We start from the raw sequence: 22,281 nt of genomic DNA, 5'->3' as shown, positions 1-22,281 counted from the left end.
CGGGTCACCGTGAAGGCGGCCGGTGACGCGCGCTCATCGCGCGCCGAAACCGGTCAGGAGTGTCTTGAGGGTACGCAGCACGATCAGGGCATCGAGCCAGAAGGACACGTTCTTGATGTAGTAGAAGTCGTATTCCAGCTTGCCGACCATGCCGTCGACCTCGGCGGCGTATCCCTGCATGACCTGGGCCCAGCCGGAGATGCCCGGGCGAACCACGTGGCGATAGTGGAAGTACGGCACTTCCCGACCGTACCACTCGGTCAGCGCCATCGATTCGGGACGCGGGCCGATCAGGCTCATGTCGCCCTTGAGCACGTTGAACAGCTGCGGCAGCTCGTCGAGGCGATACTTGCGGATCACCCGCCCCACACGGGTCACCCGCGGATCCTCGCCGGCGGCGGTGAATCCGCCACCGGCACGGTCGCTGTACATGCTGCGAAACTTGTAGAGCGTGAACTGACGACAGCACAGCCCCATGCGCCGCTGGGTGAAGAACGCCGGCCCCGGGCTGTCCAGGCGGATCGCCAGCGCGGTGACCGCCATCACCGGCAGCGCCAGCGGCAGCAGGCAGAGCACGCCGAACAGGTCCAGACCACGCTTGACGATCTCGTAGCCCTCATGGGGTGACAGGCTGCCGTGGCGGACCTCCTCGGGAAGCTGGTCGAGCGGAATGCGGCCGTAAAGCAATTCCAGCGCCCGACTCTCGGTATAGACCGGAATCCGGTGGATGGTGCATTCGGCCAGGAAACGCTGCCAGCTGTCGCCGAGTTCCGCGCGGGGGTCGGCGACCACGGCGTTGACGCGCACCCGCTCGAGGCTGGGCGCATCGAGCGGACACCAGCCCACCCCGGGGTCCTGGCACAGCGCGGCGGCGCGCCCGAAGGGCACGATGGCCAGCAGCGGCCGCCAGGCCCCGGCGAGCAGGAAGAACGACAGGAAGCCGGTCACGCAGGCGGTGGCGAAGCTGGCCAGCAGATAGGCGCCGTCGAACGGCAGTTCGACAAGGTGCAGCCCCAGCGCCGAGGCCCCGTAACCGGCCGCCAGACAGGGCACGATCCAGACCGGCGCCTTGACGCCCGGCAGCCGCGACAGCCGCTGCACGACCCAAAACGCCAGCAGATAACTCAGTGTCCCCAGCAGCAGGGCGATATGTCGCTCGGCGGCGATACCCTCCCAGAAGCCTGCCCCCCACATCATCAACGCCGGCGCACCGATGGCCATCAACCAGCCGGTCAGCAGGTGGGTCGCCGGATTGACCAGCAGCCGCTCCCAGGGTCGTGAATGACGCCGCTTGCGATCGAGCCATTGGGTATCGAGTCCATCGGCGGACAAGACGTGCTCGCCGCCCGCGAGTGCCGACGCCTGCCATTGTGTCGACGAATCGTTCAGATGCTTTTTGACGTTAGCCAGCATGAGGCCTCCCTGCTTGTTGGAGCCTTCGACAACGGGGAAAAGACCAAGGCCCGGCGTCCGTCCGGCACGTCGGGGTGCCGGCGGGTTGTTGTCATGGCGGACGCCACCTTGAACGGAATCGGAACGGGTGCCGCCCGGCGAAGGGCGGCGACGACGTCAGGGATGGAACCGGTCGGTGTCTCAGGAAATCTCGACGAGCCCATGGTGTGCCCAGCGCGCGAGATAGGCCTCGACGATGGGCAACGGCAGGCCGACCCGGCGCGCCAGCAGCGTCATGCTGGTGGGCCGGGTCAGCGTGGGGACGGTGTCCATCAACAGGCGCAGTCGACGGCGCTGCTCGTCCGGCCCGTCACCGAAGGCGACCTGGCCGGGGTCGACGTAGAGGTCGTAGCGCGGATGCGACAGGCAGATGTTGCCGGAAAAGCGCTTGCGTACCACCGCGCTGGCTTCCAGGGCGTCGATCGCCGCCAGCAACGCCGTCACCGCTTCCTCCAGGCACCCCGGATCCATCAGCTCGATGCTGTCGCGATCGGTGTGGTACTCGGGGTAGGGATAGCGGGACAACGACGCCATGGGAATGCCGTAGGCCTCCCAGATATATTCGTCGTTGAGCAGCGCGCTCTCGAAGGCGCCGGTGTGGTGGCGGAATTCGAGCTGCTCGAGGGCATCGGCGAGGGCGATCTCGATGTTGGCCTGCTCGTGGCGGGAGAACTGCAGGGCCAGCTCGGTGGGCGAACCGAGCATTTCCAGCATCACCCCCTCGAGCAGGGTGTCGCGCTCCGCCGCGGGCAGACGTCCCAGGTAGTACTCGTTGCCCATGATCCCCGGCGCCAGCACCAGCCGATAGCTGAAGTTGAGCTGCCGACCGCGCCGACGCAGGGCCTCGAACAGCGCCACCCCCACCGCCACGCCGGACAGCCCGTCGTTGGCCACGCCGGGGTGATCCAGGTTGGCACCGAAGACGATGGTTTCCGGCGAGCGCCCTTCCAGGGTGTAGTCGAGCACCCGCAGGGTGCCGGGCGCCTCGCGGGTCTCGATGGTGACCCGGTACTCCCCCGGTGCGAGCGAATCGAAGAAGGTCCGCGGGACGCAGAAGCCCCAGTCGCGATCCCAACTGCGGAACAGCTGCCGGAAATGAAAGGGAATCGCCTCGGGATAACGATGATCGTAGTGCAGGTGCCGGCGCAGCTCCTCGCGCGAGACGCTGCCGGAGAACGGCGCGGACAGCGCCATCACCGCCAGTGGGTGATGCCGCCCGTCGTAGATCGTCTCGCCGCGGTACTCGATGCGGGCTTGCGTCACGTCCCACTTGGGCGGGATCACCCAGCCGTTGTAGTCGTCGCTATCGGGATAGCACAGCTCGCGAAACGGCAGCACCGCCTTCATGTAATCGATGGTGGCATCGTAGTCGCTGGAACAGATCACCCGGTTGAGCGGCGTGAGATCGGCCAGCAGTTTCATCATGTCGTACATCGTGGTGCCCCCGACTCTCAGGCGCCGACCGGCGAGACGCCGGCCCAGCCGAACGTCTCGAGCGGCACGCTCGCGTCGACCGGCACGTCGTTGGTGTCGAGCCGCGGCAGCCGCAGCGGATCGTTGCGGACGATATCGGCCACGCCCACCTCGACGGTGAGCCCCAGGGCACAGCGCTTCTCGCGCAGGAGTGTCAGCAGCGAATCGTCATAGCCACCGTAGGGGTAGCACATCACCCAGTCCCGTTCGGGCACCCCCAGCTCGCCGAGGAAGGTCAGGCTGCGGTCGATCTCGCGACGTTGCTCGTCGGCGTCGAGGGTGTTGAGCCAGCGATGCTGGTCGCCATGACTGCCCAGACACATGCCGGCCTCGCGCAAGTCGCGCAACTGCTCGCGGTCCATGTAGAGCATGGCGGCGAAATCCCGCTCGTCGCGGGTCACGTAGCGCCGGAACAGCCGGTCGACGATCTCGCTGCGCAACGCCAACGGCAGTCCCTTCTGCAAGAGACGCTTGATGAAGGTCACCTCGGGTGTGTCGTAGCGACTCTCCTGCGAATGGGCCTGGTAGTACTCGGCGTTCGATTTCAGGTCATGGGCATCGCGCAGCTCGTCCAGGGCGGCGAATATCTCGCTGACCAGACGCGACGGCGCGACGCCGCTGGCGAGCACGAAATGAATCTTGTTGACGTCGAGCACGCGGCCGTCGAGCACCGAACAGGCGGGCGGGAAGAAACTGCCCTGCATGCCGCGCGCCACCAGCTCGGGCAGCACGTAGCGATGGTGATCGGTATAGCCGTCGTCGAAGGTCAGCAGCGCCGCGTTGTCGGGCAGCGTCGCCTCGCCGCGCATGGCGGCGATCACCTCCTCGACGCGCACGACCCGATAGTGGCGTGCGAGAAAATCCAGTTGCCCCTGGAACTCATCGAGCGCCCTCCCCTTGACCGTCAGGAAGGCCGACCGGGGCATGGGCCGGACATAGTGGTACATCACGATCGTCAACGCATCGCTCATGGTTGTCTTGCCTCCTTGTCCCTGCTGTCGATTCATGGCTCGTCGTTCATCACCAGGCGCTGAGACCGCCATCGACGAACAGGGTCTGCCCGGTCACGTAGCGCGAGGCGTCGGACGCCAGATAGATCAGCGCCCCGGTGAGTTCCTCGGCCTCGCCCATGCGCTTCATGGGAATCCGCGCGGCGTAGCGACGCTGGAATTCGGCGTTCTGGCCGCTCGCCACACCGCCGGGCACCAGGGTGTTGACGCGAATGCCGTGCCCTGCCCAGAGCGTGGCGAGATAGCGGGCGAGCCCCGCCACCCCGGCCTTCGAGGCGGCATAGACGGGCGGCGTGTTGATCGCCACGCCCAGGTATTCCGAGCCTTCGTAGATGGCGGGATCGCTGCCCAGATGGCCGTAGATCGAGCCGGTATGGATGATGCTGCCGCCGTGGCCCTGAGCGATCATCTGCCGGCCCACGGTGCGGGCGACGAGGAACACCCCGTCCAGGTTCACCGCCATGATGCGTCGCCACTCCTCGAGGGCGTACTCCTCCGCCGGGGCGAAGAAGGCCGCGAGATCCGGGGACTTGCTGGCGGCATTGTTGTGCAGGACGTCGATCCGCCCGAAACGCTCGACGACGCGCGCCACCAGGGCTTCCACCGAGGCTTCCTCGCTGACGTCGCAGGCCAGCCCCAGGCAGTCGACGCGATACGCCGCGGCAAGCTGCGTCGCCAGCGCTTCGGCGGCCTCGCCGTCGACGTCGGCCACCACCACGTGAGCGCCGAACTCGGCCAGGGCGCGACAGAAGTGTCGCCCGAGGATTCCCAGGCCGCCGGTGACGACGGCCACCCGGCCGTCGAGTTCAAACAACCGCCTGTAGCTTGGCATCATCGATCGCCACCTCGCTGCGGGTCTGGAGAGCCTGCTGACCGGCGATCAGCGTGCGGATGACGACGGGCGTGGCCGCCGCGGATTCGCCGGGACGCGATGTCTCGACCATCGTCGCGAATTCGCCGAGCAGACGCCGGAACATCGAGAAGTTGTCGGTGATGTCGTGATGGCTGCGCCGGCGGCTGCCGTAGACGTCGACACGAAACACCGGCGGCGAGTCGGGCAACGTATCGATGGTGATCAGCGCGCCGTCGTCCAGGGTGATCGCCAGGGCATCGTGGTCGCACGGCAGGGCCCGGATCGTGACCGGCCGCGCCTGCAGCAGCGGAACGATGGCATCCAGCAGGTGCACGCCGTAGCGCGCCCACTCCTGGACGATGGTGCCGCGGACCAGGCTCAGGCGGCCGTAGTCGGCGAGTTCGGCGCGCACGTCGTCGAGCTCGCGGGCGTAACGCATGGCCGAGCAGGACATCAGCGTGCCGGCGGCCAGAAACGGCGCGAAATAGTCGAGCTCGGCGGCATCGAGGGTCAGCGGCTTGTCGATCAGCACCGGCACCCCGGCCTCGAGGAAGGGCGCGGCGAGCTGGCGGTGCGAGGCGGCATCGTCGCGGGCGATGATCACCGCATCGACCTCGCCGAGCATCGCGCCGGGAGCGGCCACGGCGTTGGCGATGTTCGCCGCCCGGCACAGCGCCTCGGTCACCGCCGGGTCCTGCGTCCAGGCGTGGCTTACCCGCAGATCGCCGACGCCGAACTCCGAGGCATGGCGGCGGCGCACGTAGCCGTGGATCACCGGCCAGCCGGCCTCGCGCAGCCCGGTATCGTCATAGCCGTTGAGGATCGCCGAATAGGAAAAGGGGTGGCCATTGCCGGGGCTGTGGCCGATGATGCCCACGTTCGTCGTCATGCTGCCTCCCACGAGAAAATCGACCCGCGCTTGGCAGGTGAAGCCATCATCAGGGCCCTCACCAGACAGCCCATCCGCCGTCGACGCACAGATTCTGGCCGGTCATGTAGCTGCCGGCGTCACTTGCCAGAAGCGCGATCGCCCCCTTCAGTTCTTCCGGTTGGCCCAGGCGCCCCAGAGGGGCCTTGTCCCGGAGACGCTGCATGAAGCTCTCGTTGTCACGGGTCACGGTATGCGGGAAGGCACCCGGGCTGATCGCGTTGACACGGATCGCGTCGGGAGACAGGAAGCTGGCAAGGTAACGGGTGAACTGCAGTACACCGGCCTTGGCGGCCCCGTAACTGGGCGGATTGGCATGGTCGGTTCCGACATACAGTCGATAGTCGGGCGCTACGTGGCCATACATGGAGGCGATGTTGACGATGCATCCATGCCGTTCCCGAATCAGCGGGTGGAAGTGCTTGACCATGCGGAACACGGAATTGAGGCTGATATCCACGTCGTAATACCAGTCCTCCTCGTCGATGCTCTGCCAGCTGTTCTTGCGTCCCGACCAGGCGTTGTTGACCAGAATGTCGAGGCCACCGGCCTCGCCGTCGAGGCGTTCGACGCAGTCCGTGACCGAGTCGGCATCGGTAACGTCCAGCGCCATGCCACGATGCTCTCCCCCGGGGAAGTGTTCACGTAGATGCCGTGCGGCTTCTGCGCAGGCCTCTCCGTCACGGCTAGCCACCACCACGCTGGCCCCCAGCTCGGCCAGGGCCTCGCCCATGGCCAGGCCGAGATAGCCCGCGCCGCCGCTGATCAGCGCCGTACGGCCGGAGAGATCGAACAAGTCATGCAATGGTCGGTTCATGGTCGATTCCTTTCACCAGGTATTCGGCAATCATGAAGTCTTCGAGGGTGTCTATATCCAGCGAGCGGCTGCCGTCGATCACCACTGCGCCCATGCGCCCGAAGAGCAACGCCTGGCAGTCGGTGCGCAGCCGGTCTAGCCGGAAGGCGTAGACGTCGCCGCTGAGCTGGTAGGCCTCCGGCAACGCCTGCCGGGGCAGCCAGGGGATGGCCCCGTCAATGAACGTCTCGAGCTTCCCGTCCGCCAGTCTCCAGGCCCGATGGGGATTGAGCTCGGCGGGCTTGAACGTCGCCGCGGAGTCCAGCCCCTCCTCGAGGCGCGCCAGACACTGCTGGATGACTTCGGGCCTGCGAAACGGGCTCGTCGGTTCGAGAAGCAGGCCATAGGGGGCACGCTCCCCCTCGCCCCTGAGGCGCTCGGCAAGGTCGACGACCGTATCGAGAACCCGGGACGTATCGGTGGCGAGCGCCGCGGGACGCCACATGACTTCCGCACCGCAGCGTTCGGCGACCTCGGCGATGGCGCGGTCGTCGGTGGAGACAATGACGCGATCGATGGCGTCGCTGTCGAGCGCCATGCGCAACGTCCAGTCGATCAGCGGGCGTCCGCCCAGATCACGTATGTTCTTGCCGGGCACCGACTTGCTGCCGCCGCGGGCCGGCACGATGGCCACGACTCTTTTGTCACCGATCATGAATTCACCCGATTGTCGAAGTGGCGCCGAAAGGCACAGAGCAGAGAGGTCATGCCGACTTGATCTGCGAGAGGGTCTCGCAGTACTGACGCCATTCCCCGGTGTCCAGCCAGGCCTTCTCGCTGATCGGGTAGACCCCCACCCGCCCGCCGCGCGCCCTGACGTCGTCGATCAGGTCGGTCAGGTGGTAGAAGGTGTTGGGCGGGATCAGATCGAGGGTCGAGGCGCGCAGGATATAGAGGCCGGTATTGACCATGAAGTCGTAGTGCGGCTTCTCGCGCATGGCGCACAGCTGACCGTTGTCGACGATGTCGCAGATGCCGTAGGGAATGTCGTAGGAACGCATCGACACGACCACCGTGATGTCGTTGCCCTCGCGACGGTGGTGCTCGACCATGGCGTGGTAGTCCGCCCGCACGATCACGTCGCAGTTGGTCACGATCAGGTCGCCGTCGAGCTTGCCGCTGAGCGCGCTGAGGCTGCCGCCCGTGCCCAGCGGTTTCTCCTCGTAGAGGTACTGGAGGCGGTAGGCCGGTTCCCGCTCCTCGAAGTAGGCCTGGATCATCCGCGACTTGTAGTTCACCGAGAGGTAGAAGTCGTCCACGCCGTAGTCGACGAAGGAATCGAGGATGATCTCGATGGCGGTCTTGTCGCCGACCGGAATCAACGGCTTGGGCAGGACGTCGGTGAACGGCGCCAGGCGCGTGCCCTTGCCCCCCGCCATGACCACCACCGGCAGGTTCAGATGATGGCGCGGCGAACGCTCCCCGCCCTCCTGACAGAGCGACTCCCAGAAATGCGCATCGACCACGCGCCCGCCGTCGTCGACCACCGGTACCACGGTGATCTGCAGCCGGCGCATCGTCCGGCCGACCTCGGCAAGGTCGTCGTTTTCCCGCGCCGTGAACGGCGCGGTGTTGCAGACCGCCCCCACCTGGCCGGCCAGATCGCCGCCGCCCAGGATCCAGCGGCGCACGTCGCCGTCGGTGAGCGTGCCCAGCAGTCGCGAGTTGTCATCGACCACGAACAGGACCTTGCGCCGGGTTTCCTCCAGTTGGTGGAGGGCTTCCAGCACGTTGCGTTGCGGCGGGGTCAATAGCTTCTCGAACATTCTGCCTCCTCGCAGGCACTCGCGACGCCGAAGGGCGTACCGACGAACCGCTTCTTGGGGTGTGGGTCCAGGGGAAACGCCTTGAGGGTTTCCTTGATCCGCCAGGACGTCCTGCCGTCGCCATGACGGTCGTAGGGATTCTCGAGACCGGCCAGCGAGCGCCGGAAGTCGTCGCTCGAGGCGCGTTCGATGGCCGCGCGGATCGCCTCGCGCTCGGCGACCACCGTGATCACGTTGGCCGCCGTCAGTCGCCCTGCCTGACGGCTGCCGATGTTGACCACCGGCAGGCGGAACGACGGCGCCTCGATCAGCCCGCTCGACGAGTTGCCGATCATCAGATCCAGATGGGCCAGGCAGGCGTGGTAGCGCCGTGGCCCCAGGTTGTCGAAGAGCCGGGCGCGGTCGGCGTGGCGCGCGCACCACGCGGTCAGGCAGGCGTTGATCTGTCGCCCCTGGCTGTCGGCGTTGGCCTTGGTGATCACCAGATCCAGTCCATCGATGGCTTCCAGCGCCTCGAGCAGGGCCTGTACCGTCGCCATGGAATCGGCGTCGCTCTCCGCGGTCACCGGGTGGCAGGTCACCAGGGCCGTGGGGCGCGTCAACGCCAGCCCCAGGGCCTGCGCCAGCGTCTCGCGGTCGAGCCGCTCGCTGCGGTGCAGGTGATCGAGCCCGGGGGCACCGTGATTGAAGATCGCCTCCGGTGCCTCGCCCAGTTGCAGCAGGTTGCGGCGATAGGCCTCGGTGGCCGGGAAATGCAGCGAGGCGAGCTTGGTCACCGCATGGCGGAAGTAGTCGTCGAGGGCGCCCCGGGTGATCTCGCCGCCGTGCAGATGCACGACGGGGATCCCCTGGACCACGGCCGCCAGCGCCACCGGGACGATCTCGAAGCGATCGCCGAGCACCACCACCGCGTCGGGCCGGTCCTCGGCCAGGGCATCGCCACAGGCGAGCATGGCCAGCCCCATCGCCTTGGTCACCGCCGTGCGGGTATCCGAGGCGAGCAGGATCTCCAGGCGCCGGTGGATGGCGAAGCCGTCGCGCTCGATGTCGTCGACGGTGTGGCCGAATTCGCGGGACAGGTGGCTGCCGGTCACTGCCAGCATCAGTTCCAGGGCCGGATCGTCGTCGATCTCGCGCAGCAGCCAGTAGAGCAGCCCATAGTCGGCCCGGGTGGTGGTCAGGACCCAGAGTCGCCGGCTCATGCCAGGTCCCGCCAGTCGAGCAGGTCGTCGCTGCGGATCGCACGAACGACCTGGCGCCCCACCACCGTCTCGAGCAGCGACGGCGGCATCCCCGAACCGGGCCGCTTGAGGGTCAGATCGGCCCGCGACAGGATCTCGCCGGCGGCGATGTCGCGCCCCACGGCGATGCTCTTGCGCACCACCCGCATGTTGTCGAGCTCGCAGGGCGCCGGACGCTTGATGCCGTCGCCGCGCGCCAGTTCGACGTGGCGAATCGCCTCGACCATGGCGCGAAAGTCGCCGGGCGCCAGCGAGGCGGCGTGGTCGGGCCCGGGCAGCGTGGTATCCAGCGTGAAATGCTTCTCGATCACCCGGGCGCCCATGGCGACGGCGGCGATCGCCATGTCGATGCCCGCGGTGTGGTCCGAATAACCCACCGGGCGGCCGAAGGCACTGGCCAGGGTGTGCATCGCCGAGAGATTGATCTGCTCGAAGGGTGCCGGATACTCGGTCACGCAATGCAGCAGGGTGATCTCGCCGGCGCCGGCGGCATCGAGAGTGCGGATCGCGGTATCGACCTCCGCCAGCCAGCACATGCCGGTGGAGAGGATCACCGGCTTGCCATGAGCGGCGATGCGCTCGAGCAGGGGCGTATTGGTGATCTCGCCGGAGGGAATCTTGAACGAGCGCACGCCCAGGTCGGCGAGGAAGTCGACGCTCTCCTCGTCGAAGGGACTGGCCAGGAATTCGATACCCAGCGCCCGGCAATGGGCCTGCAGGCGCTGGAACGCCTCGGCGTCGAGTTCGAGCGCCTTGAGCAGCTCGTACTGCGACGCCACCGCCGCCGTGCGGCGCTGATAGGTCGCCGTCGCGGCCGCCCGCGTCACCAGCCGGTCGGCGCTGAAGGCCTGGAACTTGATGGCATCGGCCCCGCAGGTCACGGCCTGCTCGACCAGGCGGAAGGCCTGTTCGAGGGAGCCGTCGTGATTGACCCCCGCCTCGGCGATCACGTAGGTACAAAGCGGTTCCTTCATGCGATTCTCCTTGCCGGGGTCCCGACGTAGACGCCGGGTTCGTTGATGTCGCCGACCACCGTGGCCCCCGCGCCCACCACCACGCCCGAGCAGACCGAGACCGAATGGATCAGGTTGGCGCCGGTACCGATCAGGCAGTGGTCACCGATGTGGACCCCGCCGCTCAGGGTGGCGCCCGGCGCGATGTGGACGTCGTCGCCCAGCCAGCAGTCATGGTCGACGCCGGCGCGGGTATTGACGATGCAGGCCCGCCCCAGCCGCGCGCCGGTGACCACCACAGCGCCGTCGAGCACCACACTGCCGTCACCGCAGACGACATCGGCGTGCACGATGGCGGCATGCGACACCAGGGCCGGAAAGTGGAAGCCTCGTGCCTGGTAACGGAACAGCAGCCCGAGGCGGTCGGCGTGAGCGTCCACCTTGCCCACCCCGATCACCGCCAGGCGTTCGCCGGGGGGCAGGTCCCGGGCCAGGATGTCGCGGTCCGTGCCCAGGTAGGCCACGCCGGGCATGCCCTGCGAGGCCTGCGGCGCCGTGTAGCCGCGTGCCCGGTGGCCCAGGGCCACGAGGCAATGCACCAGGACCCTCGCCTGGCCCCCGCCCCCCAATACGTAATAGTCCGCCATCTCGTCACCGCTCCCGGCGCATCCATTGCGCTAGATGTTGTAGAGATGGGCCTTGTAGCGGGCCAGGTTGGCGGGATCGCTGAACCACTCGATGGTCCTCGCCAGGCCGCGCCGCAAGCCGTCGAGGCCGCCGAAGGCCGGCTGATGGCCGAGCAGACGGACGGCCTTGTCGGTACTCGCCCAGAGGCGTTCGACTTCGCTGCCGGCGGGGCGCAGCCGCTGTTCATCAGTGGTGATGGTGATCTCGCGGCCCGCCAGGTCGGCGATCATGCCCACGGTGTCGCCGATGCTGATCTCGAAACCGCTGCCCACGTTGACCACCTCGCCGATCGCCGCCTCGCTCTCGGCGACCCGGATGAAGCCGCTCACCGTGTCGTCGACGTAACTGAAGTCCCGGGTGGGATGCAGCGACCCCAGGTGGATCTCCCGTTGTCCGGCGATGAGCTGGGAGATGATCGTGGGGATGACCGCTCGCGCCGACTGACGCGGCCCGTAGGTATTGAACGGCCGGATCACCGCGACCGGTGTCGCGAAGGAGCGCTGGAACGACAGCGCGATCTGGTCGGCGCCGATCTTGGAGGCGGAATAGGGCGACTGCCCGCACAAGGGATGCGCTTCGGTGATCGGTACCTGACGGGCGGTGCCGTAGACCTCGCTGGTCGAGGTATGCACCACCTTTTCGACGCCCAGGTCGCGCGCCGCCTGAACGATGTTCAGCGTGCCCTTGACGTTGGTGTCCACGTAGGCGTCGGGCGAGTGATAGGAATACGGAATCGCGATCAGGGCGGCGAGGTGGAGGATGACGTCACACCCCTCGACGGCCCGCCGCACGCCGTAGGGATCGCGAATGTCGCCGGCCACCACGTCCAGATTGCGTCGCACCTCGAGCGGCGCGCTGTCGAGCCATCCCCAGCTGTTGAAGGAGTTGTACATCACGAAGGCCCGCACGTCGTGACCGGTCTCGACCAGTCGCTCGGTGAGATGGGAACCGATGAAACCGTCCGCGCCCGTGACCAGTATCCGCTTGCCCTGCAGCTCCATGAGTTTTTCTCGCGTCGACGAACCGTGAAAAAGAAGAATCGAGAACGAGCCACTTCACTGTTCCGGAAGTCGGCCCCATCGATGAACCGGCGACTCATTGCCAACTCGACAGTCATTACCCCAAATCACTGGCGATCATTCTTGTTGCAGCACTGCGGGCAGGTACCGTTTTATCGCTTCCCGAAAACCACGCTACCGCCCCGAAGGGTCGTAACCCCTCTGCAACTGACGGATTTTTCGAACAAATATCGATCGGACCCAAACCACTGACTACATATTGTTACAGACAAATCCGGATTTCACAGGCCCAATTGAATGACTAATAAGCAGGGTTTTTTAAGCCATCCGCGGCGTTGTTTATCCTCACACTACAACCATTCACTCGATGTGTTTTTTCATCGCTCGGGATGGTCGGATACTGAGATGATTCATCCTTGCCGCATGAGGTGAAGCCCGACGCTAGGGGCGATACGGCCAAGGTTCGTCAGGCTTGTGACGGCGCGCCAGAATGGCCCGCTGAACCCGAGCCTAGAGCGTGCCCGGGACCAGCCTCCGAGCATGGTGGGGCATCGCGGAAAATCGCCTGAAAACCCTCTACCCTAGCTATCGAGACGGGAGACGGATGATGGGAGATAGAAGATGGGAGACGAAACCGCGCCATGGAGCTGAAGACCCTATTCATACAGAGTGACGATGGCGCGTTACTCGCCGATGCCACCGCGCATGTCTATCATGCTGACACCACTCGCCTGGTGGACGATCTCAAGGGACCAGCCGATATCCCCCTCACGAACCCGCTCAAATCGGACCACGAGGGTCTCCTGCAATTCTCGGCGCCTAACGGCAAGTACGACATTCATATCCGGAAGGGAAACCTGGAAAAAACGCTGAAGGTTCAGTTCTTCGACATCGACGATGCCAATTCATTGAGCGTTTCGACCTCCTCCGGGTCACAGCAACTGGTCGAGGCACTGGATCGCAGGACACTCTATGTGGAATGCGTGAACGCACTGCAGGAACTGGACACACGGCGATTGCTGGATGGCCAGACGCTTTACATCAAGCGTTTTCGGCAGAATCGAGAAGGCGGGGGCGGCCAGTTCTATTGGTCGGCCAACAGTACGCAAGCCGTGGATGGCGGCACGGTCTTTGGCACGGAGGCACGGCCCGGAAGGTTCATCCGTCTTCCCGCAGGGGCCATCTATTCGGACTGGTTCGATCTGATCGACAGCGTGACCGAAGACCAGACCGAGAAATTCTTCTCGGCAAAAAGAGCGGCCGAGAAATATCATCTTCCCCTCTATCTCGGCGACATCCGTATCGTCATCTCCCGAACGTGCGTCATCGACAGTCGGTCCACCAGCTGGATAGAGGGTTTATCGTCACAGCGCGGAACGACCATCATCTTCCGGAGCCAATCGGCAACCGGATCCTCCGCGAAACAGGCCTTCCATTATTCGGAGACCTCCAGCGGCAGCCTGCTGAAAAACATTCAGCTAGTGGCCGAGACGGCCGGGACGTCCGTCGGCATCGCGATTTCCTCCTCGCTGTCGGCCGGCATCCCGAATTGGAAAAACCGCTTCGACAGAGTCGAGTTGAGGGATTTCGCCATAGGCGCCATGACGACGACACAGAATCCGTTCGATGGCAGTACTCACGGGTGGGCGTCTGAAACCCTGTTCTTCAATTGCAAATTCAGAAACTGCCGGACGTCTTTCCTGAACAACAACCTGCAGGCCGTCAACACGACCTTCATCGATACGGACATGGAAAATGACGACAGCGCCGAGCGGTACACCCTGATACGCGATGAGGCGGGAGGAGAAATCAAGGTGTTTGGCGGCAGTTTCATCGGCCGCGGTACCTTCTACTCGTGGATATACCCTGATACCGCCAGGAACCTGTGGTATTCCGGCAAGGTCTCGTTCTTGTCGAGCCGCTGGGAGGCCAGAAGCGCGCCCGGGGAAAGGGCCCTGTGCCAGGAGGATCATGCGACACAGGGGAACCGCAGCAGGATGTTGACCCTCAACCTTTCCGATGTGCAGATCAACGCCGACGGCAAGGATGTCGACCTGCTCCATTACGCCGGAAAGCTCAACGCCCGGCTCGAGAATGTGGTCTTCACCTATGGACGCGGGATCATTCGCCAACACCCGACTTCCAACCTCTCGGGCAGTGCGACCCGCGGCGGCATGTCGTCCGTCTACGTGACCCACAGCGCCGGCATCCATTACCAGCGCGCCCGCTCGACGCCCTACGCCGGCACCCATGACGAGAACTTGACGGGCGTCGTCTCCATTTCCTCACCCCATATCGAGACCGGCGGCGCCTACACCATTGACGGCGAGGGTTTTTTCTACCCCCGCAACCCCGCCTGTGCCGAACTGGGAGCCGGTCTGTCGCTCGGAGTGGAAGAAAAGACCGTGACGTTCGGCGTCGCTGAAGCCGTCATGGAAAGGCACCGCCTGAAGATGAAACTGCCGACGCATGCGCGGCCCACCAAGTTCTGGGCGTTCAAGCAGCCGGAAGCCTGGCAGGCCACCACCCATCGCCTGTACGCCGTCAAGGACCGCGACAGGTGGCAGGACGCCACCTTCGACGCCGGCAGCGATGCCCGGCTGATCGCGGAAATCGAGGCGTCCCCCGGCGCGGGCTATTACGAGGCGTGCGTGAGGCTGACCAGCCACGACTTCGGGGGCCAATTTCAGGCAGGCAGCGACGGCTGGCGGGAAGGAAGACTCTATGTCGAAACCACCGGCTCGGGCTTCGTCGGCTGGGTGGGGGTCAAGTACCTATGAAACGCTCGGCGGGCTCATCATCGGCACCCACCACCCGGGCCAACCATCGCATGAAGACACCCCCTCAAAAGGCAATCGATCGAGCCAGCGACCCCGACGCGCTCCTGATGACTCGTCGAACCTTCCTGCAGCTCCTGACCGGGGCGGTGCTATGGCCCTTGTCGACAACGACGTTCAGCGATGGCCTGCCATCCCGAACGTTACGGATCACCAGCCCTGACGCCATCGTCGTCTTGAGTCCGCGAAGATAATCTCCATCAAAGGGCATCACCTCTAGAGGAATCGGTGCAGCCTGACCCGACTGATGATCAAATAGGGAACGGCAATGGCCATCATGGTCCCGATCAGGAAAGCCATCCCCGACATCAGATCGCCTCTGAGCAGGAAAAACACATAGCCCAGCAGCACCAGATACATGATCCTGAAAAAGGGTCGTGAATGCCCCAGCCAGTACTTCCTGTCCAGCTTGGCCATGACAACGCCGATCAGCACGGAAAACAGCAAGGCGCCCAGGAAACCGAAATTGGCCCAGCCTTCCGCATACCAGGTCGCCGAGATATTGGCCAGGTTGTAATTTTCCTGTTCGGCCAGCGCATGTCCGGTACCCACCGGCTTGGAAGACCAGAAGCTTCTGGGCACGTAGAAGAAGAGCACCCCCAGCAGCTGGTATCCATAGGAGACGAAGTCGTCGGTTATGATACGCGTGAAATTCTGGAAGGCATCGAAATGCCCCGCCAACAAGAACTTGTAGTCCAGGGAGTAACTCAACCCGCTTTCCGACGAATAGCGCCTGAATCCTTCCAGAAACGGGAAGACGAAGACGATCCCCAGGGAAACCAGCAACGGCACCCGATTGTTTTTCAGCAACCTCGGGAAAAAGAAAAACAGCAGCGGGAAGTAATAGGTCGGCACCGAAAGCCTGGCCAGTCCGGTGGGGAACGCCGAGACGACACCGATGACGAGCAGTAGCGCCTTGATAGGCCACATGCCGCGTACCATGAACAACATGACGATGGCCGTACTGATCGGTATGAACCGAATGAAAAAGCCATACAGCAGTGACGAGGACACGCTATCCAGGCTTTTTCTCTGGACCAGCTCTCCACCTCGGAAGACGAGGGAATACACATTGAAATCATTCATGTAGAGAATCAACAGGCAGGCCATGGCGGATACGCCAACGAGGAGCAGGACCTGAATGAACTCCAGGCGCACCCGATCTTGCTCGGGGAGACGCGCATCGGTCTCGGAGGACAGGTACCCCGACCGGCTGGTCAACAGATAGCTCACGAAAACCACGACATTGAAGAACAACACCAGCAGCGCCGCATAACCATAATCACCGGCACTGAAGGGCCTGCCTCCCCAATAGACCTCCCCATAATAGAGTTCCAGCGGCGGGACGAAGCCAAAGAACAGGAAGCTGAACAGAAAGAACAGCTTCAGCAGCGTGGCCCCTTTCTGGCGATACAGGAATATGACCGCGGCCGAACTGGTGCACACCAGGAAAAACGCGACCGAATCGACGAAACTCACTCGATGTATGAAGAAAGAGTTGATGAAAATGAAAGAACACAGTGCCACGAAGATCATGACATCGACTTTCTTTATCGACATTCCGGTGGCCCCTAGCGAGTGACGCGTCATCGCGGCCGAGTTCTCGAGGATCAAGCGGCGGCCTGCGACATGATGGCGGACAGCGCCGCGCATGTTTTTTCGATTTCTTCCGATGTCAGTGTCGGATGAACCAGGAACATCAGGCTGGTTTCTCCCAGCTCCTTGGCGACCGGCAACGCTCGGCCGGGCCTCCAGCCCGTGTTGTCGAAGGCTTTCTCGAGATAGACTTCCGAGCAGGATCCTGAAAAGCAGGGCACGCCCAGTCGCGTCAGTTCTTCCAGGATACGATCGCGACTCCAGGTCTCCTTGAGCGCACCGGGGTCGACGAACACGTAGCATTTATAGGCGGCGTGCCGAATGTCGTCGGGCACGTCGGCCACTCGCAGCCCCCGGCACTCCGCCGCGGCTCGCCATATTCGTTCGGCATTGCGGCGGCGAATCGCCTGCCACTCGTCCAGGCGCGTGAGTTGAATGCGTCCGATGGCCGCCTGCATCTCGGTCATCCGCCAGTTGGTCCCGAAACTTTCGTGCAGCCAGCGGAAGCCGGGGGGATGCTCGCGCTCGTAGACGGCCTGCCAGCTCTTGCCGTGATCCTTGTAGGCCCACATGCGTCGCCACAGCGCTTCATCATGGGTGGTGACCATGCCCCCCTCCCCCCCGGTGGTGATGATCTTGTCCTGGCAGAACGACCAGCAGCCCACATGCCCGATGCTCCCGACACTGCGCCCCCGATAGCGCGCACCATGCGCCTGGGCACAGTCCTCGATCACCCACAGCCCATGGCGTTCGGCGATCGCCATCAAGGCCGCCATGTCGCACGGCCAGCCGGCCAGATGCACGGCGACGATCGCCCGCGTGCGTGACGTGATCGCCTCGCGCACGGCCTCGGGCGCGATGTTCTGCGTCTCGCGATCGACATCGACGAAGACCGGTATCGCCCCGGCGGTGACGATGCTCGAGACCGAGGCGAGGAAGGTCCGCGAGGTCACCAGCACCTCGTCGCCCGCGCCGATGTCCAGCCCCTTGAACGCCAGATCGAGTGCGGTGGTGCCGTTCGACACGGCGATCGCGAACTCGCAGCCCGTGGCCTCGGCAAATTCCCGCTCGAAGGCCCGGGTCTCGCCGCCCGTCCAGTAATTGACGCGGTTGGAGAGCAGGACGCGCCTCACCGCGTCGGCCTCTTCCTCGGTGAAGCAGGGCCAGGGGGAAAACGGCGTGTTCAGCATCGAGCAGCTCCTTCGACCAGGAGGTAAGTGACAATGAGCAGGGCCGAGCACAGCGACACCACGGCGATGACACGCGGGCGCTCGGACGATGCGGGGTGAGTCGTTGGGGGGAGTGACGGCGTTCAGAAGAACTGCGGTAGCTTGGAGAGGTTCTTCCAGGGCAACGCCAGCAGCGGGTTGATGCCGTTCTTGCGCATCGCGCGGACATCCTCGCGGGACTTGTTGAAGATCGCCTTGAGACTGCCGTTGCTGGCGCCTCCCAGGCGCATCCTGACCAGCACCTCGGGAATGTAGCGGATGGTCAGCGCCTCATGGCTCAGGTAGCGCAGCAGCGCTTCGTAGTCGCCGGCGATACGGAAACTGGCATCGAAGCCGCCCAGCGTCCAGTACAGCTCACGGCGCATGAAGAAGGTGGGGTGCGGCGGCATCCAGCCACGTCGCAGCTTGGGGCGCTGGAAGTCGCCGGAACGCCAGTGGCGGATGACATGATCCGGGTCGCTGGCGCTGACGTACTGCAGGTCACCGTAGACGGCCCCCACCGCATCGGACTCGAAGCTGGCGGCGACCCTGGCCAGGACCTGTTCGTCGGCCAGCAGGTCGTCCGAGTTCAAAAAGCCGATCACGTCCCCGGTGGCACGCGCCAGGCCCTTGTTGAGCGCATCGAAGATCCCCTGGTCGGGCTCGGAGACGAGCACGTCGGCAGCTGAGAGTCGCTCGCGGGCAATGGTGACGGTCGCGTCGCGGGAGGCGCCGTCGATCACCACGTGCTCGACCCCGGGCCAGGTCTGGCACTTGAGGCTGGCGATGGCATCGGCGATGGTTTTCTCGCTGTTGAAGCAGGCGGTGATGATGGAAAACGTCGGTGTGGTCATTGGCAGCGTCCATAGCGGTCGTCGAAGCGCACGATGTCGTCCTCCCCCAGATAGGAACCCGATTGCACCTCGATCAGTTCCAGGGGGATCTTGCCGGGGTTCTCGAGGGCATGGATCTCGCCGATGGGGATATAGGTCGACTCGTTTTCGGCGACCAGGTAGGTCTTGTCTCCCACCGTGACTTTCGCGCTCCCCGAGACCACCACCCAGTGCTCGCTGCGGTGGTGGTGCATCTGGACCGAGAGCCGGGCGCCCGGCTTCACGGTGATGTGCTTGACCTGATAGCGCCCGCCCCGATCGATCGAATCGTAGACGCCCCAGGGCCGATAGACCTCGCGATGATCGAGATACTCGCCGCGCCCCTCCCGCTTGAGGCGTTCGACGATGCGCTTGACCTCCTGGACGCGGTCCTTGTGCGCGACGAGCACCGCATCCTTGGTTTCCACGATGACCAGGTTCTCGATCCCCACCGCCGCCACCAGCCGATGATCGGCCTGGACCAGCAGATCGTGCGCGTCGTGGCAGACCACGTCGCCGCGGGTGACGTTGCGGTTTGCGTCCTGCTCGCCGATTTCCCAGAGCGTCGACCAGCTCCCGACATCGCTCCAGCCGGCATCCAGCGGCACGACACTGGCACGCTGGGTCCGCTCCATGACCGCATAGTCGATCGAGTCGGACGGGCAACGCCGAAAGGCCTCGGCGTCGAGTCGCGTGAAATCCAGATCGCGATGGGCGCCCTGCATGGCCTGCCGGCAGGCATGGACGATCTCCGGTGCGTGGGCCTCCAGTTCTTCCAGGTAGCGTCCGGCCTGGAACAGGAACATGCCGCTGTTCCAGTAGTAGTCCCCAGTCGAGAGATAGTCCTCGGCGGTGGCCCGGTCGGGCTTTTCCACGAAGCGCTTGACCGCGAAGCCGTGGTCGCCGCGAGGATCGCCGCGCTGGATGTAGCCATAGCCACTCTCGGCGTGCTGGGGCACGATACCGAAGGTCACCAGGTCCCCCTGGACGGCCAGTTGCCTTGCCCCTTCGATGCTGCCGTGAAAGGCCTCCACGTCGTCGATGACATGATCCGCCGCCAGCACCAGCAACAGGGCCTCGGGGTTTTCCGCCTGGACACGCAGGGCCGCCAGGGCGATGGCCGGCGCCGTATTGCGTCCGTCCGGCTCGAGGAGAATACAGGCGTCCGGGCTTTGCGACTGAAGCAGTTGCTCGGCAACCAGGAAACGATGGTCCTCGTTGCAGATCACCACGGGCGGCCGGTGCGGGAGCGCCGACAGTCGGCCCAGCGTCTCCTGCAGCAGGCTCGCCTCACCGAACAGCGACAGGAACTGCTTGGGCCGCAACTGGCGGGACAAGGGCCATAGCCGGGAACCGCTGCCCCCGGCCAGAATCACGGGCGTTATCATCGTGTCACCTTTCGTGTCCGTCGAGGGTTCAACCGCGGAAGCGGTACTGATTCTCCAGAAACCACTGATAGGTCATCCGCAGCCCGTCTTCCAGCAGCACGCTCGGGCGCCACCCCGTGGCCTGCAGCCGCGAGATGTCGAGCAGCTTGCGCGGGGCGCCGTCGGGCTTGTCGGCATCGAAAGTCAATCGCCCCTCGAAGCCGACCACCCGGGCGATGGTCTCGGCCAGGTCGCGGATGGTGCATTCGATGCCGCTGCCGATGTTGATATGCGAGAGCATCGGCCGGGTGAGACGCGCCTGGGTCGCCGTATCCAGGTTCATCAGGTGCACGCAGGCACTGGCCATGTCGTCGACGTGCAGAAACTCGCGCCGGGGCGTCCCGCTGCCCCAGATGACCACCTCGCCCGCGTCGCTCTGCCGGGCTTCGTGAAGGCGTCGCATCAGGGCGGGGATCACATGGGAGTTCTCGGGGTGGAAATTGTCGTTGGGGCCGTAAAGACTCGTGGGCATGACGCTACGGTAGTCTCGCCCATACTGCCGATTGTAGCTCTCGCAGAGTTTGATCCCGGCGATCTTGGCCACCGCATAGGGTTCGTTCGTGGGCTCGAGGGGGCCCGTGAGCAGGGCCTCCTCGGCCATCGGCTGTGACGCGAGCCGTGGATAGATGCACGACGAGCCCAGAAACAGCAGCTTCTTGACGTCGGCTGCATGCGCGGCAGCGATCACGTTCGCCTCGATCATCAGATTGTCGTAGATGAAATCCGCGGGATACGTGGAGTTGGCATGGATGCCACCGACCCGGGCCGCCGCCAGATAGATCTGGTCGACGCGAAGATCCCCCAGAAAGGCCTCGACGTCCTGCTGCCGTGTGAGGTCGAGCTGCGCATGCTCGGCGGTGACGATTTCGAGCCTGTCCCGCGCCTCGAGAGACCGCACCAGCGCCGAGCCGACCATGCCTCGATGCCCGGCAACGAAGATTCTTTCCCTGTGCATGTTCAGCCCTCCATCGCCACGGGCAGTTCGTACCCGTGTTCCTTGAGCAGTGCAAAACGCCGGGCCGACCTGAGGTCCTCGGCCACCATCTCCCGACACATTTCCTGTACGCCGATACTAGGCTCCCAGCCCAGCTTGCGCCGGGCCTTCGAGGGGTCACCGAGTAGCGTCTCCACTTCGGCCGGCCGGAAATAGCGAGGATCGACGCGAACGAGTACATCGCCGGGTACCACCGCCGGGGCCTTGTTACCGACGACGGTGTCGACGACCGCATACTCATCGACACCCTTGCCGAGGAATATCAGCCCGATGCCCAGCTCGGCGGCACTCAGACGGATGAAATCGCGCACCGACATCTGCTTGCCAGTCGCGATGACGAAATCTTCCGGCTTCTCCTGCTGCAGCATGAGCCACTGCATCTGCACATAGTCCTTGGCATGCCCCCAGTCACGCAACGAGTCGAGGTTACCCAGGAACAGGCAGTTCTCGAGCCCCTGGGCGATATTCGCCAGGCCACGGGTGATCTTGCGTGTCACGAAAGTCTCGCCACGCCGCGGTGACTCATGGTTGAAGAGAATGCCATTGCAGGCATACATGCCGTAGGATTCGCGATAATTGACCGTAATCCAGTAGGCATACAGCTTGGCCACGGCATAGGGTGACCGGGGATAAAAGGGGGTAGTCTCTCTTTGCGGTATTTCCTGTACGGCCCCGTACAACTCTGACGTCGAGGCCTGATAGAAGCGCGTCTTGCCTTCCAGCCCCAGCAGCCTTATCGCCTCCAGGAGCCGCAATGTGCCCAGGGCATCGACATCCGCGGTATATTCGGGTGACTCGAAACTCACGGCCACATGGGACTGAGCGGCAAGATTGTAGACCTCGTCCGGCTGGATATGCTGCACCAGACGAATGAGATTGGACGAATCAGTCATATCCCCATAGTGCAGCACAAAGCGCTGATGCTTGTCATGCGGATCCTGATAGACATGATCGATCCTTTGCGTATTGAACAAGGACGCACGGCGCTTGATCCCATGGACTTCATAGCCCTTGGCCAGCAAGTATTCCACGAGATAGGATCCATCTTGACCCGTAACCCCGGTAACCAACGCTTTTTTTAGCATGGCGACAACTACCTCATCGTTATT

General features: G+C 64.4%; 19 protein-coding genes. 1 reads left to right on the top strand and 18 read right to left on the bottom strand.

Annotated features, from left to right (window positions below; translation table 11 throughout):
* Nucleotides 1-33 precede the first annotated feature (33 nt).
* The 12 genes from D0901_RS11935 to D0901_RS11880 form a co-directional block, all read right to left on the bottom strand.
* Nucleotides 34-1,413, bottom strand: a complete 1,380-nt coding sequence (locus D0901_RS11935) for an exopolysaccharide biosynthesis polyprenyl glycosylphosphotransferase (protein ID WP_233440413.1) — start codon at nt 1,411-1,413, stop codon at nt 34-36.
* Between the two features lie 180 nt (nt 1,414-1,593).
* Nucleotides 1,594-2,877, bottom strand: a complete 1,284-nt coding sequence (locus D0901_RS11930) for a DUF4910 domain-containing protein (protein WP_162500869.1) — start codon at nt 2,875-2,877, stop codon at nt 1,594-1,596.
* Between the two features lie 26 nt (nt 2,878-2,903).
* Nucleotides 2,904-3,896, bottom strand: coding sequence for a polysaccharide deacetylase family protein (locus D0901_RS11925; protein WP_162500868.1), 993 nt, complete (start codon nt 3,894-3,896; stop codon nt 2,904-2,906).
* Nucleotides 3,897-3,945: 49 nt separating this feature from the next.
* The gene (locus D0901_RS11920; RefSeq protein WP_129140525.1) at nt 3,946-4,770 is read right to left on the bottom strand and encodes an SDR family oxidoreductase; all 825 of its coding nucleotides are present in this window, start codon (nt 4,768-4,770) and stop codon (nt 3,946-3,948) included.
* A complete protein-coding gene (locus D0901_RS11915; RefSeq protein ID WP_129140524.1) occupies nt 4,742-5,677 on the bottom strand; it encodes a Gfo/Idh/MocA family oxidoreductase in 936 nt (311 codons plus the stop codon). Before D0901_RS11915 ends, D0901_RS11920 begins: the two co-directional genes overlap by 29 nt.
* 58 nt (nt 5,678-5,735) lie before the next feature.
* The gene (locus tag D0901_RS11910; RefSeq protein ID WP_129140523.1) at nt 5,736-6,533 is read right to left on the bottom strand and encodes an SDR family NAD(P)-dependent oxidoreductase; all 798 of its coding nucleotides are present in this window, start codon (nt 6,531-6,533) and stop codon (nt 5,736-5,738) included.
* Nucleotides 6,514-7,227, bottom strand: a complete 714-nt coding sequence (locus tag D0901_RS11905) for an acylneuraminate cytidylyltransferase family protein (protein ID WP_129140522.1) — start codon at nt 7,225-7,227, stop codon at nt 6,514-6,516. The genes D0901_RS11910 and D0901_RS11905 overlap by 20 nt, the downstream gene beginning before the upstream one ends.
* Before the next feature lie 49 nt (nt 7,228-7,276).
* Complete coding sequence (locus D0901_RS11900) at nt 7,277-8,338, bottom strand: nucleotidyltransferase family protein (protein WP_129140521.1); 1,062 nt, start codon at nt 8,336-8,338, stop codon at nt 7,277-7,279.
* Nucleotides 8,320-9,540 carry a UDP-N-acetylglucosamine 2-epimerase gene (neuC, locus tag D0901_RS11895; RefSeq protein WP_129140520.1) on the bottom strand — a complete coding sequence of 407 codons (1,221 nt, stop codon included), beginning with the start codon at nt 9,538-9,540 and terminating at the stop codon, nt 8,320-8,322. Before neuC ends, D0901_RS11900 begins: the two co-directional genes overlap by 19 nt.
* Nucleotides 9,537-10,553: an N-acetylneuraminate synthase gene (neuB, locus tag D0901_RS11890; RefSeq protein ID WP_129140519.1), complete on the bottom strand. Its 1,017-nt coding sequence runs from the start codon at nt 10,551-10,553 to the stop codon at nt 9,537-9,539. Before neuB ends, neuC begins: the two co-directional genes overlap by 4 nt.
* Complete coding sequence (locus D0901_RS11885) at nt 10,550-11,179, bottom strand: NeuD/PglB/VioB family sugar acetyltransferase (RefSeq protein ID WP_129140518.1); 630 nt, start codon at nt 11,177-11,179, stop codon at nt 10,550-10,552. Before D0901_RS11885 ends, neuB begins: the two co-directional genes overlap by 4 nt.
* A gap of 30 nt (nt 11,180-11,209) precedes the next feature.
* Nucleotides 11,210-12,220: an NAD-dependent 4,6-dehydratase LegB gene (locus D0901_RS11880; RefSeq protein ID WP_129140517.1), complete on the bottom strand. Its 1,011-nt coding sequence runs from the start codon at nt 12,218-12,220 to the stop codon at nt 11,210-11,212.
* A 659-nt stretch (nt 12,221-12,879) separates the two neighbouring features.
* Here D0901_RS11880 and D0901_RS11875 point away from each other — a divergent pair.
* Nucleotides 12,880-15,018, top strand: coding sequence for a hypothetical protein (locus D0901_RS11875; RefSeq protein WP_129140516.1), 2,139 nt, complete (start codon nt 12,880-12,882; stop codon nt 15,016-15,018).
* 273 nt (nt 15,019-15,291) lie between these two features.
* On the opposite strand, the gene D0901_RS11870 is transcribed toward D0901_RS11875, so the two are convergent.
* The 6 genes from D0901_RS11870 to gmd form a co-directional block, all read right to left on the bottom strand.
* Nucleotides 15,292-16,728, bottom strand: coding sequence for a hypothetical protein (locus D0901_RS11870; protein ID WP_129140515.1), 1,437 nt, complete (start codon nt 16,726-16,728; stop codon nt 15,292-15,294).
* Nucleotides 16,686-17,861, bottom strand: a complete 1,176-nt coding sequence (locus D0901_RS11865) for a DegT/DnrJ/EryC1/StrS family aminotransferase (protein ID WP_129140514.1) — start codon at nt 17,859-17,861, stop codon at nt 16,686-16,688. Before D0901_RS11865 ends, D0901_RS11870 begins: the two co-directional genes overlap by 43 nt.
* A 122-nt stretch (nt 17,862-17,983) precedes the next feature.
* On the bottom strand, nt 17,984-18,733 hold the full coding sequence (locus D0901_RS11860) for a glycosyltransferase family 2 protein (protein ID WP_129140513.1): 750 nt from the start codon (nt 18,731-18,733) through the stop codon (nt 17,984-17,986).
* Nucleotides 18,730-20,139 (bottom strand): mannose-1-phosphate guanylyltransferase/mannose-6-phosphate isomerase, encoded by a 1,410-nt coding sequence (locus tag D0901_RS11855; protein ID WP_129140512.1) that lies wholly within the window; start codon nt 20,137-20,139, stop codon nt 18,730-18,732. The genes D0901_RS11860 and D0901_RS11855 overlap by 4 nt, the downstream gene beginning before the upstream one ends.
* A 28-nt stretch (nt 20,140-20,167) precedes the next feature.
* Nucleotides 20,168-21,133, bottom strand: coding sequence for a GDP-L-fucose synthase (gene fcl / locus D0901_RS11850; protein ID WP_129140511.1), 966 nt, complete (start codon nt 21,131-21,133; stop codon nt 20,168-20,170).
* Between the two features lie 2 nt (nt 21,134-21,135).
* Nucleotides 21,136-22,257 (bottom strand): GDP-mannose 4,6-dehydratase, encoded by a 1,122-nt coding sequence (gene gmd / locus D0901_RS11845; protein ID WP_129140554.1) that lies wholly within the window; start codon nt 22,255-22,257, stop codon nt 21,136-21,138.
* Nucleotides 22,258-22,281: the final 24 nt, after the last annotated feature.

Source organism: Modicisalibacter coralii (assembly GCF_004117855.1).
GTDB classification, from domain to species: domain Bacteria; phylum Pseudomonadota; class Gammaproteobacteria; order Pseudomonadales; family Halomonadaceae; genus Modicisalibacter; species Modicisalibacter coralii.
Note: the sequence above shows the minus strand (reverse complement) of the source record. Positions and strands in the feature narration are given on the sequence as shown.

What these genes read in the sequence shown, in the direction of transcription:
- D0901_RS11935 (WP_233440413.1), bottom strand. Translation starts at nt 1,413, where the DNA reads ATGCTGGCTAACGTCAAAAAGCATCTGAACGATTCGTCGACACAATGG.
- D0901_RS11930 (WP_162500869.1), bottom strand. Translation starts at nt 2,877, where the DNA reads ATGATGAAACTGCTGGCCGATCTCACGCCGCTCAACCGGGTGATCTGT.
- D0901_RS11925 (WP_162500868.1), bottom strand. Translation starts at nt 3,896, where the DNA reads ATGAGCGATGCGTTGACGATCGTGATGTACCACTATGTCCGGCCCATG.
- D0901_RS11920 (WP_129140525.1), bottom strand. Translation starts at nt 4,770, where the DNA reads ATGATGCCAAGCTACAGGCGGTTGTTTGAACTCGACGGCCGGGTGGCC.
- D0901_RS11915 (WP_129140524.1), bottom strand. Translation starts at nt 5,677, where the DNA reads ATGACGACGAACGTGGGCATCATCGGCCACAGCCCCGGCAATGGCCAC.
- D0901_RS11910 (WP_129140523.1), bottom strand. Translation starts at nt 6,533, where the DNA reads ATGAACCGACCATTGCATGACTTGTTCGATCTCTCCGGCCGTACGGCG.
- D0901_RS11905 (WP_129140522.1), bottom strand. Translation starts at nt 7,227, where the DNA reads ATGATCGGTGACAAAAGAGTCGTGGCCATCGTGCCGGCCCGCGGCGGC.
- D0901_RS11900 (WP_129140521.1), bottom strand. Translation starts at nt 8,338, where the DNA reads ATGTTCGAGAAGCTATTGACCCCGCCGCAACGCAACGTGCTGGAAGCC.
- neuC (WP_129140520.1), bottom strand. Translation starts at nt 9,540, where the DNA reads ATGAGCCGGCGACTCTGGGTCCTGACCACCACCCGGGCCGACTATGGG.
- neuB (WP_129140519.1), bottom strand. Translation starts at nt 10,553, where the DNA reads ATGAAGGAACCGCTTTGTACCTACGTGATCGCCGAGGCGGGGGTCAAT.
- D0901_RS11885 (WP_129140518.1), bottom strand. Translation starts at nt 11,179, where the DNA reads ATGGCGGACTATTACGTATTGGGGGGCGGGGGCCAGGCGAGGGTCCTG.
- D0901_RS11880 (WP_129140517.1), bottom strand. Translation starts at nt 12,220, where the DNA reads ATGGAGCTGCAGGGCAAGCGGATACTGGTCACGGGCGCGGACGGTTTC.
- D0901_RS11875 (WP_129140516.1), top strand. Translation starts at nt 12,880, where the DNA reads ATGGAGCTGAAGACCCTATTCATACAGAGTGACGATGGCGCGTTACTC.
- D0901_RS11870 (WP_129140515.1), bottom strand. Translation starts at nt 16,728, where the DNA reads ATGCGCGGCGCTGTCCGCCATCATGTCGCAGGCCGCCGCTTGATCCTC.
- D0901_RS11865 (WP_129140514.1), bottom strand. Translation starts at nt 17,861, where the DNA reads ATGCTGAACACGCCGTTTTCCCCCTGGCCCTGCTTCACCGAGGAAGAG.
- D0901_RS11860 (WP_129140513.1), bottom strand. Translation starts at nt 18,733, where the DNA reads ATGACCACACCGACGTTTTCCATCATCACCGCCTGCTTCAACAGCGAG.
- D0901_RS11855 (WP_129140512.1), bottom strand. Translation starts at nt 20,139, where the DNA reads ATGATAACGCCCGTGATTCTGGCCGGGGGCAGCGGTTCCCGGCTATGG.
- fcl (WP_129140511.1), bottom strand. Translation starts at nt 21,133, where the DNA reads ATGCACAGGGAAAGAATCTTCGTTGCCGGGCATCGAGGCATGGTCGGC.
- gmd (WP_129140554.1), bottom strand. Translation starts at nt 22,257, where the DNA reads ATGCTAAAAAAAGCGTTGGTTACCGGGGTTACGGGTCAAGATGGATCC.